At 73.1% G+C, this 13,249-nt stretch carries 13 protein-coding genes; 9 read left to right on the forward strand and 4 right to left on the reverse strand.

The genetic code is table 11. From position 1 onward, the window contains the following. Positions 1 to 82 precede the first annotated feature (82 nt). The 7 genes from EF879_RS04460 (at position 83) to EF879_RS04490 (ending at position 6,879) form a co-directional block, all read left to right on the forward strand. Positions 83 to 1,045: an alpha/beta fold hydrolase gene (locus EF879_RS04460; RefSeq protein WP_123554829.1), complete on the forward strand. Its 963-nt coding sequence runs from the start codon at positions 83 to 85 to the stop codon at positions 1,043 to 1,045. 131 nt (positions 1,046 to 1,176) lie between these two features. Next, positions 1,177 to 2,031 carry a DUF3152 domain-containing protein gene (locus EF879_RS04465; protein ID WP_123554831.1) on the forward strand — a complete coding sequence of 285 codons (855 nt, stop codon included), beginning with the start codon at positions 1,177 to 1,179 and terminating at the stop codon, positions 2,029 to 2,031. Positions 2,032 to 2,099: 68 nt separating this feature from the next. Further along, a complete protein-coding gene (locus tag EF879_RS04470) occupies positions 2,100 to 3,143 on the forward strand; it encodes a DUF3152 domain-containing protein (protein WP_199736120.1) in 1,044 nt (347 codons plus the stop codon). 169 nt (positions 3,144 to 3,312) lie between these two features. Then, positions 3,313 to 4,494 carry an adenylyltransferase/sulfurtransferase MoeZ gene (gene moeZ / locus EF879_RS04475; RefSeq protein ID WP_123554833.1) on the forward strand — a complete coding sequence of 394 codons (1,182 nt, stop codon included), beginning with the start codon at positions 3,313 to 3,315 and terminating at the stop codon, positions 4,492 to 4,494. Positions 4,495 to 4,697: 203 nt separating this feature from the next. Next, the gene (locus EF879_RS04480; protein ID WP_123554835.1) at positions 4,698 to 5,669 is read left to right on the forward strand and encodes an ABC transporter ATP-binding protein; all 972 of its coding nucleotides are present in this window, start codon (positions 4,698 to 4,700) and stop codon (positions 5,667 to 5,669) included. 116 nt (positions 5,670 to 5,785) lie between these two features. After that, the gene (locus EF879_RS04485) at positions 5,786 to 6,637 is read left to right on the forward strand and encodes an ABC transporter permease (RefSeq protein WP_123554837.1); all 852 of its coding nucleotides are present in this window, start codon (positions 5,786 to 5,788) and stop codon (positions 6,635 to 6,637) included. Beyond that, on the forward strand, positions 6,637 to 6,879 hold the full coding sequence (locus EF879_RS04490; RefSeq protein ID WP_123554840.1) for a helix-turn-helix transcriptional regulator: 243 nt from the start codon (positions 6,637 to 6,639) through the stop codon (positions 6,877 to 6,879). Before EF879_RS04485 ends, EF879_RS04490 begins: the two co-directional genes overlap by 1 nt. A 116-nt stretch (positions 6,880 to 6,995) precedes the next feature. Here EF879_RS04490 and EF879_RS04495 read toward each other — a convergent pair whose 3' ends face one another. Then, on the reverse strand, positions 6,996 to 8,240 hold the full coding sequence (locus tag EF879_RS04495) for a glutamate-5-semialdehyde dehydrogenase (RefSeq protein ID WP_123555414.1): 1,245 nt from the start codon (positions 8,238 to 8,240) through the stop codon (positions 6,996 to 6,998). A gap of 240 nt (positions 8,241 to 8,480) precedes the next feature. Continuing rightward, a complete protein-coding gene (proB, locus tag EF879_RS04500; RefSeq protein ID WP_199736121.1) occupies positions 8,481 to 9,641 on the reverse strand; it encodes a glutamate 5-kinase in 1,161 nt (386 codons plus the stop codon). Positions 9,642 to 9,714: 73 nt separating this feature from the next. On the opposite strand from proB, the gene EF879_RS04505 reads away from it, so the two are divergent. Then, positions 9,715 to 10,038, forward strand: coding sequence for an MGMT family protein (locus tag EF879_RS04505; RefSeq protein WP_123554844.1), 324 nt, complete (start codon positions 9,715 to 9,717; stop codon positions 10,036 to 10,038). Between the two features lie 64 nt (positions 10,039 to 10,102). Here the strand turns inward: EF879_RS04505 and EF879_RS04510 are convergent, their stop codons facing one another. Next, positions 10,103 to 10,618, reverse strand: coding sequence for a hypothetical protein (locus EF879_RS04510; RefSeq protein ID WP_233604213.1), 516 nt, complete (start codon positions 10,616 to 10,618; stop codon positions 10,103 to 10,105). 260 nt (positions 10,619 to 10,878) lie between these two features. Between EF879_RS04510 and EF879_RS04515 the strand changes: the two genes are divergently transcribed. After that, positions 10,879 to 11,853: a TAXI family TRAP transporter solute-binding subunit gene (locus tag EF879_RS04515; RefSeq protein WP_255420891.1), complete on the forward strand. Its 975-nt coding sequence runs from the start codon at positions 10,879 to 10,881 to the stop codon at positions 11,851 to 11,853. Positions 11,854 to 11,861: 8 nt separating this feature from the next. Here EF879_RS04515 and EF879_RS04520 read toward each other — a convergent pair whose 3' ends face one another. Further along, positions 11,862 to 13,247: a HAMP domain-containing sensor histidine kinase gene (locus EF879_RS04520; RefSeq protein WP_123554846.1), complete on the reverse strand. Its 1,386-nt coding sequence runs from the start codon at positions 13,245 to 13,247 to the stop codon at positions 11,862 to 11,864. Between the last annotated feature and the right edge of the window lie 2 nt (positions 13,248 to 13,249).

Raw genomic sequence — 13,249 nt, forward strand, 5'->3', positions numbered from 1 at the left:
CCTCCGCCCTCCCCGCGTCGACGCCGGCCGGTTTTCCCGTGAGCGCCCGGCGCCGACCCGGCCCGGGCGGCACACTTGGACGATGAAGCGTGCGTTGCTGGAGGCGGACGAGCTGCTCGTCCGGACCGAGGTGCCGCCGCCCTGGCCCGGCCGTACGGTACGGATCGACGGCCTCGTCACTCACGTCCGGGACACCCCCGCCACCTCTCCCGACGCCGAGCCGGCGCTCTACGTGCACGGCCTGGGTGGCTCGGCGCAGAACTGGACCGACCTCGCCGGCCTGCTCGCCGACCGGCTCGACGGCCAGGCCATCGACCTGCCCGGGTTCGGCCTGAGCGACCCGGGCCGCCGGTACACGGTCCCGGCCCTCGCCGACCGGGTCGTCCGGTACCTCGAACACTCCGGCCGGGGGCCGGTGCACCTTTTCGGCAACTCGCTCGGCGGCGCGATCGCGGTACGCGTCGCCGGGCTCCGTCCCGACCTGGTCCGTACCCTCACCCTCATCTCGCCGGCCATGCCGTTCCTCGACCCGCGGCGCTCGGCGCAGAGTCGGATGCTGCCGCTGCTGGCGCTGCCCGGGGCGGAGCGGCTCGCCGCCCGCTGGCTGACCCAGCTACCGCCGGAGGAGATGGCCCGCCAGGTGATGGAGGCGTGCGTCGCGGACCTGAGCCGGATCTGCGATCAGCGCCGCCGGGAGGCGATCGAGGAGATCAGAATCCGCTACACCACGGCGCACTACGCCAGCGCGTACGTGCGGACGCTGCGCGGCCTGGTCGGCAGCTTCGTCCGGGCGTACCTGCCCGGTGCCGGGTCGCTGTGGCGGATCGCCCGGATGATCAGCGCGCCGACCCTGGTGATCGGTGGTTGGCAGGACCGCCTGGTCGACGTCCGGGTGCCGGCCCAGGTGGCCCGGGCGATCCCGGACAGCCGGCTGCTGATGCTTGACGGCGTCGGCCACGTCGCCCAGCTGGAGGTGCCCCGGACCGTCGCCCGGGCGGTGGTCGCACTGCTCAACGAGGCGCGCCGGACCGCATCCCCGGCGTGACCGCGCTGGCTCGCATCCCCCGGGTGACCTCGGAATACGCGTCGTCGTGTCGTCGGGGCGGGCGGGACCGGTCCGCAGCCGGTGGATCAGGCGAGGCAACAAGATCGGGTTCGGTCGCGTCTCAAGAAGACGTGACCAACCCTGATCCCGAGACAGAGTCAGCCGGCGTCAAACCCCGGCCGCCCCGGTTTCGTTATCTCGCGGTCGCGCTGCTCGGCGTGGCCGGTGTGGTCGCGGTACTGGGGATCCTGGTGCCGCCGCCCACCAACCTGCCGGAGGCGGACGACACACCGCCCCCCGCCGGGGCCGCCGGGTACGCCGCACCGCCGGGTGCGACGGCCAGCCCGAGCCCCACACCGTCGGTGACGCCCCCGCCGGTGCTGCAACTCTCCGGGCCGGTGCCGTCCGCCGGACCGGGAACCTTCAGCTATGCCAGGGGTCGGGGCGAGGTGCTCGGACGTGCCGGCACGCTGCGGAGGTTCCGGGTCGCCCTGGAGCGCGGCACCGGCGAGGACCTCGACGAGTTCGTCACGAAGGTGGACGAGACGTTGGCCGACCAGCGGAGCTGGATCGGGAGCGGGCGGCTCCGGTTGCAACGGGTCTCCGGCGACGACCGGCACGACTTCACGATCTACCTGGTGACCGCCCGTACGGCCCGGAGGATGTGTGCGGAGTCCGGAGTGGACATCCGGGTCGACGGAAAGCCCTACACCTCCTGTCGGGGCACGGGAAGGGTGATCATCAACCTGGACCGGTGGCGGCTCTCGGTGCCGCACTTCGTCCGGGCCAGGGTGCCGCTGGACACGTACCGGAGCTACGTGCTCAACCACGAGGTGGGGCACGAACTGGGCCACCGACACGAACGCTGCCCCCGCGCGGGCCGGCCGGCCCCGGTGATGATGCAGCAGACGCTCTTCCTCAGGGGCTGTACGGCGAACCCGTGGCCGTACCTGAACGGCAAGCGGTACGCCGGCCCGCCACTGTGACAGCGGATCTGGTCGATCGGTGAGTCGACTGGTGTCGACATCGGCGGCGTGGCACCCTGAGCCCCGCGATGGCGGTCCCGGCACAGCATCCCGATTCCGTCGAGGCGCGGCGCCTCGGTGACCGGCACGCGCCCGGGGTGCGACCCGGGCGCACCCCCGGGTGGGAGGGTGCACAGACGCGGGCGCCGGACGCCGGCCCTGCCTCCGTCGCCGGGCCGACCCTCCCCGATCACGCCGGCCATCCCCTGGCCGACGGTGCCGCCGCCGGGCGTGCCCCGCGGCCCGGGGATGGGCCGACACGGCAGCGGCTGGCCCGGGCCCGGGCCCGGCGGCGTCGCCGCCGTGTCGCGACCGTCGCCCTCCTCGTCGCCAGCGCCGTCATCGCCCTGGTCGGGTTGGCGCGCGGCTGGCCGGTCGGCTCCGGTGGCGTGGCCGGAGTGGCGGCCGCCGGGGCCGACCGGGAGGGCGCCGCCGCGGCCACGGTCGGCGACCCGGACGCCGCCGGCGCCGCGTCCGGGTCGCCGGCGGCGGAGGCGGACGCCGACTATCCGACCACCGGTTCCGGCACCTTCGGGTACGCCGGCGGTGGCCGAACCCTCGGCTCCGGCGGTGAGCTGTGGCGGTACCGGGTCGCGGTGGAGCGCGGGATGGGCCAGGACGTCGACGGGTTCGCCGCCGAGGTCGACGCGATCCTCGGCGATCCGCGCGGGTGGACCGCCGCGGAACGGGTCCGGTTCCAGCGGGTCGGCAGGACGGCGGCGGCGCGCTTCACCATCTTCCTGGCCACCCCGGGCACCTCGGAGCGGATGTGCGCGGAGGCCGGGCTGCACACCGAGCGGTACGGCTCGTGCCACACCCCCGGGAAGGTCATCCTGAACGTCGCCCGGTGGCTGACCGCGGTACCGGACTACGGCGCGCCGATCGAGGTCTATCGGGCGTACGCGCTGAACCATGAGGTCGGGCACGAACTCGGGGAGGGACACCAGGCGTGTCCGCGCCCGGGTGCCCCGGCCCCGGTGATGCAGCAGCAGACGTACGGGCTGCGTGGCTGCGCGCCGAACGGCTGGCCGTACGTGGACGGGCGACGGTACACGGGCCCGGCGATCCCCTGAGCGGGCGTACCGCCTTCGGTGCCGCCCAAGGATGTTCCCGCTCTCGGATTTCGGGCAGGTGTCTCAGCTCATGGTCGATATTGCCCGCCGCGAGCGACAATGGCTCGACATGCCAGTGTCGATGCGCTCAGCCGCCGGCTGAGCGAGGAACGGAACCGGGGAGTCCACCGTGTCACTGCCCCCGCTCGTCGAACCCGCCGCCGAGCTGACCGTTGACGAGATCCGTCGTTACTCGCGCCACCTGATCATCCCTGACGTCGGGGTCGAGGGGCAGAAGCGCCTGAAGAACTCCCGGGTGCTCTGTGTCGGTGCCGGAGGGCTCGGCTCGCCCGCACTGCTGTACCTGGCCGCCGCCGGGGTCGGCACGCTCGGGATCATCGACTTCGACACCGTCGACGCGTCGAACCTGCAGCGGCAGATCATTCACGGCGTCTCCGACGTCGGCCGGCCGAAGGCCGAGTCGGCCGCGGCCAGCATCCGGGAGATCAACCCGCTGGTCAACGTGGTCATCCACAACACCGCGCTGGACCGGGACAACGTCCTGGACATCTTCGCCCAGTACGACCTGATCGTCGACGGGACGGACAACTTCGCCACCCGGTACATGGTCAACGACGCGGCGGTGCTGCTTGGCAAGCCGTACGTCTGGGGGTCGATCTACCGCTTCGACGGCCAGGCGTCGGTCTTCTGGGCCGAGCACGGTCCCTGCTACCGCTGCCTCTACCCGGAGCCGCCGCCGCCCGGCATGGTGCCGTCCTGCGCGGAGGGCGGGGTGCTCGGTGTGCTCTGCGCCTCGATCGGCGCGATCCAGGTGACCGAGGCGATCAAGCTGCTCACCGGGACCGGCGAGCCGCTGGTCGGGTCGCTGATGATCTACGACGCGCTGGAGATGACGTACCGGAAGATCAAGGTCCGCAAGGACCCGAACTGCGTGCTCTGCGGCGGGAACCCGACGCTCACCGCCCTGCTGGATGACTACGAGGACTTCTGCGGCGCGGTTTCGGCCGACGCCGAGGCGGCGGTGGTCGACTCGACCATCTCGGTGCGGGAGCTGAAGGAGTGGCAGGACGCCGGTAAGGACATCTTCCTGGTCGACGTCCGGGAGCCGGCGGAGTACGAGATCGTCCGGATCCCCGGCTCCACCCTGATTCCGAAGGGCGAGATCCTCTCCGGGGCGGCCCTGGCCCGGCTGCCGCAGGACAAGCAGATCGTGCTGCACTGCAAGTCCGGCGTACGGTCCGCCGAGGCGCTCGCCGCGGTGAAGGCCGCCGGGTTCCGAGACGCGGTGCACGTCCAGGGCGGCGTGCTCGCCTGGGTCAAGCAGATCGACCCGTCCCTGCCCAGCTACTGACGCGTCTCACCCCAGGGGCGGCCGGCGGAGACCCGCCGGCCGCCCCTGTCGTCTGTCCGGGGGCCGGCGCGGACCTGTCCGCGGGTGCGGACCGCCGGTGGGGCTGGGCGGCGGTGTGTCCGGGTGACAGCGGTGACATCGCCGCGTGATGTAGTAGATGTACTATCTTTTCTCGTAGGTGTTAGACGAGAGGGGGCAGGTCTATGACCGTGCTCGAAGAGTCGAGCCCGCCGCCGGAGCCGGTCGGCCCGCCGGACGACCAACCCGTGATCGACGTCCGCGATCTGCGGATGCGGTACGGCAGCACCGACGTGCTGACCGGGGTCACCTTCGCCGCCCACCCCGGAGAGGTGGTGGCGCTGCTGGGCCCGAACGGAGCGGGCAAGACCACCACCATCGAGATCCTGGAAGGCTTCCGGATGCGCTCGGCCGGTGAGGTCCGGGTGCTGGGGGTGGACCCGGCGCGCGGCGACGAGCGCTGGCGGGCCCGCCTCGGCGTGGTGCTCCAGTCCTGGCGGGACCACGCGAAGTGGCGGGTACGGGAACTCCTCGCCCACCTCGGCTCGTACTACCTGCCGTACTCGACCCCACAGGCGTCCCGGCCGTGGGATGTCGACGACCTCGTGGACGCCGTCGGCCTGACCCCGCATGCGCACAAGCGGGTCAACCAGCTCTCCGGCGGGCAGCGGCGCCGGCTCGACGTGGCGATCGGCATCGTCGGCCGCCCCGAACTGCTCTTCCTCGACGAGCCCACCGCCGGCTTCGACCCCGAGGCCCGGCGGGAGTTCCACGACCTGGTGCACCGCCTGGCCGACCTGGAGCAGACCACCATCCTGCTCACCACCCACGACCTCGACGAGGCGGAGAAGCTGGCCGACCGGATCCTCATCCTGGCCGGCGGATCGATCATCGCTGACGGCTCGGCCGAGCAGCTCGCCCGGCGGATATCGGCGAAGGCCGAGGTGAGGTGGAGCCGACACGGCGAGCGGTTCGTGCACTCCACCACGGACGCGACCCGCTTCGTCCGGGACCTGTTCCGCCAGTACGGCGACGACCTCGAGGACCTGGAGATCCGGCGGGCCACCCTGGAGGACACCTACATGGCGCTGGTCCGTGAGGTCGAGTCCGGGCGCAGCGGCACGGCACTGCGTGAGCTCTCCGGAGCGGACCGGTGAGCGCGAGGAGCGAGTCGGCACCCGGGGGTCGCGTACCGGGCGCGGCCGGGGCGGCTGGGGAGAGGAACCAGGGAGCCGGCCCGCGGGTGGCACGGCCGGGAGCGAAAGGTGGAACGGTGAACCCGATGCTGGCGGCGGCGCGTGCCGGGCTGGTACGTGGCGGGATCGAGGTACGGCACACCCTGACCAACGCGCAGGACCTGTGGAACTACCTCTTCCCCAACCTGATCTTCCTGGTCGTCATGTTCTTCATGCGGAACGCGACCGTGCCCGGCACCACCTTCTCGCTCGGGGCCCGCACCCTGCCGAGCCTGCTCGGTGGGGGCGTGGCGTTCGGCGCCATGGTGACGATGATGATGACGCTCGCCCTCGAGCGCGAGGACGGTACGCTACTCCGGGCCAAGGCGGTCCCGCACGGCATGCTTGGCTACCTCATCGGCAAGGTCGTGCAGGTGGCCGGGATGACCGTGGTCAGCTCCGTCGTCCTGGTGGTCCCGGGGATGCTGCTGGTGGACGGGCTGGCGCCCGGCGGCCCGGTTGCCGGGCTGACCCTGCTCGGAGTGGTGCTGCTCGGCCTGGTCGCCTGCCTGCCGCTCGGCGCCATCTTCGGCTCGCTCTTCGAGAACCCGCGCAACCTCGGAGTGATCACGCTGCCTATCATGGGCCTCGTCGCCATCTCCGGGATCTTCTATCCGATCAACGGCTTCCCGACCTGGTTGCAGTGGATCGGACAGGCGTTTCCGATCTACTGGCTTGGCCTCGGTATGCGTTCGGCGCTGTTGCCGGACGAACTGGCGGCGGCCGAGATCGGCGGATCCTGGCGGCACCTGGAGACGTTCGGCATGCTCGGCGCCTGGGCCGTGCTCGGGCTGCTGATCGCGCCGGTCGTGCTGCGCCGGATGGCCCGGCGGGAGTCCGGGTCGGCCGTGGCGGCCCGCAGGGAGAAGGCGATGCAGAGGACCACCTGATGAGTGAGGCGATCTACAACCGCATCGCCGTCCTGCGGGCCGAGCGGGGCATCTCGCGCCGGGAGCTGGCCGAGGCGCTCGGGGTGCACTACCAGACGATCGGTTACCTGGAGCGTGGCGAGTACAACCCGAGCCTGTATCTGGCGCTGCGGATCGCCCGGTTCTTCGAGGTGCCGGTGGAGGCCGTCTTCTCCACCGAGCCGTTTCCCCGGATCGGCGCGACCCATCAGGTGGTGGCCTGACCGGAGGCAGTGGGGCGTCGTCGGGCCGGAGACGGTTCTGGGGTGGGGCCGGGTGACCCGTTCGGGGCGGTCAGGCGTGATCCCGTCGCGGGTCACCCGGATGGCCGTTCGGGCGGTCAGCCCCGCAGGTGGCCGTCGCCGGTGACGACGTACTTGGTGGAGGTCAGCTCCGGCAGGCCCATCGGCCCCCGGGCGTGCAGCTTCTGGGTCGAGATGCCGATCTCGGCACCGAACCCGAACTCCCCGCCGTCGGTGAACCGGGTGCTGGCGTTGACCATCACCGCCGCCGCGTCGACCCGCGCGACGAAGGCTCGGGCCGCCGCCATCGACTCCGTGACGATCGCCTCGGTGTGCTGCGAGCCGTACCGGTTGATGTGCGCGACCGCCGCGTCGAGCGAGTCGACGACGGCGGCGGAGATGTCCGCGGAGAGGTACTCGGTGCCGTAGTCCTCCTCGGTGGCCGGGACCACGTCGGGGGAGTACGCCGCCACCTCCGGCGAGCCGTGCACCGTCACCCCGGCCTCGTGCAGGGCGGCCAGCACCCTGGGCAGGAACGCGTCGGCGATGTCGGCGTGCACCAGCAGCGACTCGGCGGTGTTGCAGGTCGACAGGCGCTGGGTCTTGGAGTTGAGCACGATCGCCAGCGCCTTGTCGAGGTCGGCGGCGGCGTCGACGTAGACGTGGCAGTTGCCGACCCCGGTCTCGATCACCGGCACCGTGGACTCCTCGACCACGGTGCGGATCAGCGATGCCCCGCCGCGCGGGATCAGGACGTCGACCAGGCCCCGGGCCCGCATCAGCTCCTTGACCGAGTCCCGGGACGACGCGTCCAGCAACTGGACGGCGTCGGCCGGCAGCCCGGCCCCGGCGATCGCGTCCCGGAGCACCGCCACCAGCGCCGTGTTGGAGTGAACGGCCGAGGACGAGCCGCGCAGCAGGGCGGCGTTGCCGGACTTGAGACAGATGCCGGCGGCGTCCACGGTGACGTTCGGTCGCCCCTCGTAGATGATCCCGACCACCCCGAACGGAACCCGGATCTGCCGCAGCTCCAGCCCGTTCGGCAGCGTGCTGCCCCGGACCACCTCGCCGACCGGGTCGGCGAGCGCGGCCATCTGGCGCAGCGCGTCGGCGATCGCCGTGACCCGGGCCTCGGTGAGGGCGAGCCGGTCCAGGATCGCCGCGGACAGGCCGGCCTCGCGGCCGGCGGCCAGGTCCGCCTCGTTGGCGGTCAGGATCTCCGGGGTACGGGCGACCAGCGCGTCCGCCATCGCGTGCAGCGCCGCGTCCTTGGCCGCCCGCGTCGCGGTGGCCAGCTCCGACGCCGCCACCCGGGCGCGCCTCGCCGCCTCCACCGTCCCGATGCTGGGGGATGTCTGCGTGGACATCCCCATACTGTAGCGATCCGCTGGTGCTGGCAGCGCGGCCGAACCGTTTGCCCGTCGGCCCGATCACCGTGGTGTGCAGCCGGACGCCGGGGCCCGACGACGACGCCGGCCGGTGGCGCGGTGGTGCCGGAACCCTGACGGCCGGGTGAACCCCTCCGCGCGGTGCGAAGCCCACCCGCCAGACCCCGTGCGCTCACGGGGCGGCCGGGCGTGGCCTCAGACGAGCAGCACCAGGTCGTCGCGGTGCACGACCTCGCGCTCGTACTCCGGGCCGAGGGAGGCGGCGAGTTCGGCGGTGGAGCGGCCGAGCAGGCTGGGCAGTTCGACCGCGTCGTAGTTGACCAGCCCGCGGGCGACCGCCGCACCGGCGTCGTCGACCAGGTCGACCGGGTCGCCGGCGGTGAAGGCGCCGTCCACCGCCGTGATCCCGGCCGGCAGCAGGGACTTCCGGTCGGCCACCACGGCCCGCACCGCGCCCGGGTCCAGGTGCAGCCGGCCACGGGGCGAGGTCGCGTGGGCCAGCCAGAAGAGCCGGGCCGCGGGGCGTTGGCGTACCCGGTGGAAGAACGTCCCGACCGGCTCGCCGGCGAGCGCCTCGGTGGCCAGCGGTGCGGCGGTCAGCACCACCGGGATGCCGAAACCGGTCGCGATCCGGGCCGCCTCGACCTTGGTGACCATGCCGCCGGTGCCGACACCGGAACGACCGGCCCGGCCGATCGCCACGCCGGCCAGGTCCTGCTCGTCCCGAACCTCGGCGATCCGGACCGCACCGGGACGGGCCGGGTCGCCGGTGTAGAGCGCGTCGACGTCGGAGAGCAGGACCAGCAGGTCGGCGTGGACCAGCGCGGCCACCAGCGCGGCCAGCCGGTCGTTGTCGCCGAACCGGATCTCGTCGGTGGCGACGGTGTCGTTCTCGTTCACGATCGGCACGGCGCCGAGGTCGAGCAGTTTCCGCAGCGTCCGGTAGGCGTTGCGGTAGTGGGCCCGGCGCGTGACGTCGTCGACGGTGAGCAGCACCTGGCCGACGGTGCGGCCGTGTCGGGCGAAGGCGGCGGTGTAGTGGGCGATCAGCAGCCCCTGCCCGACGCTCGCCGCGGCCTGCTGGGTGGCCAGGTCGCGGGGCCGGCGGGAGAGCCCGAGCGGCGCCAGACCCGCCGCGATCGCGCCGGAGGAGACCAGGACGAGTTCCCGGCGGTCGGCGCCGGACCGCTTGCGCCCGGCCGTGCCGGTCGCCGGCGGTCGCCCGCCCAGCCACCCGGCGAGAACGTCGGTCAGCGCGTCGACCCGTTCGGCGTCCAGCCCGCCGGCGGCGGTGGTCAGCGAGGACGACCCGACCTTGACCACGATCCGGCGCGCTGAGGTTACTGCTTCCCGCACTCGCACCATTGTGCTCCGGCATCTTCCCAGGCGATCTTCCGGGTGCCCCGGCGCTCCCATATCGTGGCAGTTCATGACGCCAGAGGAGTACGTCGAGGAGGTGCTGGCGCTCGTCGAACGCATCCCGCCGGGCCGGGTCATGTCGTACGGCGCGATCGCCGACTACCTGGCCGACCGCTCTGGCCGCTCGTCGTCCCGGCTGGTCGGCTCGATCATGGCGCGGTACGGCGCGGGCGTGCCCTGGCACCGGGTGGTCACCGCCGCCGGCCGGCTGCCGCCGGGCCACGAGACCGAGGCCCGGGCCCGGCTCGCCGCCGAGGGCGCCCCGCTGCGCGGTGCCGGGGTGGACATGGCGGCGGCGTGGTGGCCGGAGGACCCCGCGGCCCCGCCCCGTTGACCGGGGGTGTCGTCTCCGAGCGCCGGTCCTCGCCGCGTGGGGGCGGGTGAGGTGGGGGCGCGCGTCAGCTCGCCAGCGAGGCCGGACGGACGCCGTGCCGGAGAATCCGCTCCCGGTCGGCGCCACCGGGCACGGTCACCAGCAGGCAGCCCGAGCGGCGGGCCACGGTTGCCGTCGAGCCGAGCAGATGGGCACCGCGGACCAGCACCGCCGCGAGTTCCGTGTCGGTGATCCGTACCCCGAGGATGGTGGTGCGGACGTAGCGCCCGGCCGCCAGCAGGGCGGCCCGCCACGCGGCGGCGGCGAGGTCGTGACGCAGCGCGTGCCGGGGCGCGGTGGCACCGGCGACGGAGGGGTCCAGCAGCACGGACCGGCCCTGGCGCCAGCCGCCGACCAGCAGGGCCGACTGGCCGGAGTCGACGGCGTGCAGCCGGTGCAGCTCGTAGCGGCGCCGGACTCCGGCGACGACCCGTTCCGGTCGGGGTGGCGGGCCGAACCGGGACAGCAGTTCCGCGAGGCGAGCGGCGGCGGCGGCCGAGCTGAACTCGGCCAGGAGACTGGCCGGCTGCCGTACGCTCACCGTCCGGGTGCACCGAATCAGACACCCCGCCTCGAAGGCGTCGGTGAGGGAGGTTCGGTCCAGGGGGCCGACGCCGACGGGCCGTACCGACGGCCGCCCGGAGGGGTGGGTTCCGGTGCTCCAGATCATTCTGCCGCCCCCCGTGCTCGCGACGGATAGCTACCTTAACGGTGGCCTTTGACGCCGCTGGGTGGTAGATATCGCCACAAGGCTTGAGCAAAATTTGCGTTGAGCACGAGCGTCGCCGGGGTGGTGGTGGGGTGGCCGGGAGATGGGCGGGCCAGCGCCCGGACCGGAGACCGACCCCTCGGCGGATCGCCACCCTCGCCTCCGTGGCGTTGCTGGCCACCACGTTCCTGTCCGCCGCCTGCACGCAGCCTCGGACCGAGGCACGCCAGCTCCGGATCGCCACCGGCAGCCCGACCGCCGTCTACCACGCGGTCGGGCAGTCCCTCGCCACCATCCTCAACCGCGAGCTTCCCGACGTGTCCGCGAGCGTGCTGGTGACGGCGGCGTCGGCGGAGAACGTCGAGCTGGTCTCCAGCGGCCAGGCCGAGCTCGGGTTCACCCAGGCGGACATCCTGCCGGCCGACGCCTCCCCCGGTCCCGGGCTGAGCGCGATCGCGCGGATCTACGACGACCTGTTGCACCTGGTCACCCGGGCCCAGGGGCCGATACACCGGCTGGAGGACCTGCGGGGGCGCCGGGTGTCGATCGGCGCGCCGGGTTCGGGTACGGCGGTCACCGCGACCCGGCTGCTCGAGGTCGCTGGCGTGGCGGACGAGCTGGCCGACACCCTCCGGCTCGGTATCGACGACTCGGTGGCGGCGCTGCGGGCCGGACAGGTCGACGCCTTCTTCTTCTCGGGTGGGCTGCCGGTCAAGGCGGTCGCCGACTTCGCCGCCGAGGTCCCGGCCCGCTTCGTCGACCTCGGTGCGTGGGTCGAGCCGCTACGCCGGTCCTACCGGGAGGTGTACGTCGGCCGCGACATCCCCACCTCGGCCTACGGCACCGAGCCGGTGACCACGGTGGCCGTGCCGAACTACCTGGTGGTCGCCGCGGACCTGCCCGAACAGCTCGTCTACGACGTCACCCGGCTGCTGATGCAGCGGCGGGACGAGCTCGCCGACGCCCATCCGGAGGCGGCGCGGCTGAACCCGCAGTCGGCGATCACCACCACTCCGCTCGCCCTGCATCCCGGCGCGGCCCGCTACTACCAGAGCCACAAGCCCTGATCGGGAGGTCAGGACCGGGGCGGCGGCTCGACGCCCCGGAACCACGCCTCGGCGACCAGGCCGGTCGGTACGGCCGGCCGCATGGTGAGCCGGCCGCCCGAGGCGTCGACCAGCACGGCGACGATGGTGAGTCCGAGCCCGGCCCCCTCGATGTTCTGGGTGTCCGGGGCCCGCCAGAACCGTTCGGTCGACGAGGCGAGCTGTGCCTCGGTCATGCCCGGACCGTCGTCGCTGACCCGGACGACCACGCCGTCGTCGCGCCGGTCGACCGAGACCTCGACCCGGCCGCCGCTCCGGCCGAACTTCACCGCGTTGTCGATCAGCGCGTCGAGCACCTGGTCGATCCCGGTGTGGACCGCCCGGGCCAGGTGCGGACCGTCGGTCGGGCGTAGCGTGAGCGTGATGTCCCGGTGGGTGGCCAGCGGTTGCCAGGCGGCGACCCGGGCGGCGGCGACCGCGGCGGCGTCGACCACGACCATCGTGTGCTGGGCCCGCTCGGCGCGGGCCAGGGTGAGCAGCCCGTCGAGGACGTGGGCGAGCCGGTCGGTCTCCTCCAGCGCCAGTTTGTGCTCGGCGCGGCCGTAGTCGTCCGCCAGGCTCGGACCGAGTTCCTCGACGCGCAGCCGCAGCGCGGTCAGCGGGTTGCGGAGCTGATGGCTGGCGTGGGCGACGAACGCCCGTTGCCGCTCCAGCGCGTCGGCGACCGCGTCCGCCATCTCGTTGAAGCTGGCGGCGAGCCGGCGCAGCTCGGGTGGGCCCTGCTGGGTCGGCACCCGGGCGGTGCCGTCACCGGCGGCGATGTCGTGGGTCACCACGTCGAGGATGGTCACCGGGCGTAGCACCCAGCCGGCCAGCCGGAACGCGATCATCACCCCCGCGGTGACGGCGAGCAGCCCGATCGTGGCGAGGAGCGTCCACCAGACGGTGACGGTCCGCCGTACCCGGTGGGTGGCGGAGACGGTGACCACGGTGCCGATCACCTCGCCGCCGTCGTTCACCGGTACGGCCACGACCAGCGGCGCCGACCGCCAGGGCCAGACCACGTCCGGCACGGTCATCTGTCGTCCGGCCAGGGCACCGAAGATCGCCGGGTCGGTGAGGTCCGTGCCGACGGGGGCACCGGTCACGACCACCGGCCGGCGTTCCCGGTCGACGAGCGCGGCGGTGATCCCGTACAGCTCACGGTAGCGCTGCAGCTCGTCCCGGATGGCGCTGATCGTCCCGTTGCGGAGTGCGGGACCGGAGAGCGAGGCGAACCGGTTGGCGTCGGCGAGCCGGTCCGCCCGGATTCGTTCGGTCTCGCGGTTGGCCAGGGTGATCGCCAGCGGTGTCTCCAGGGCGAGCAGGACCAGGATTATCAGCAGGGAGTAGCTGAAGACCAGGCGGCGGCGCACGT

It is taken from the genome of Micromonospora sp. HM5-17 (assembly GCF_003762835.1).
Classification (GTDB): domain Bacteria; phylum Actinomycetota; class Actinomycetes; order Mycobacteriales; family Micromonosporaceae; genus Plantactinospora.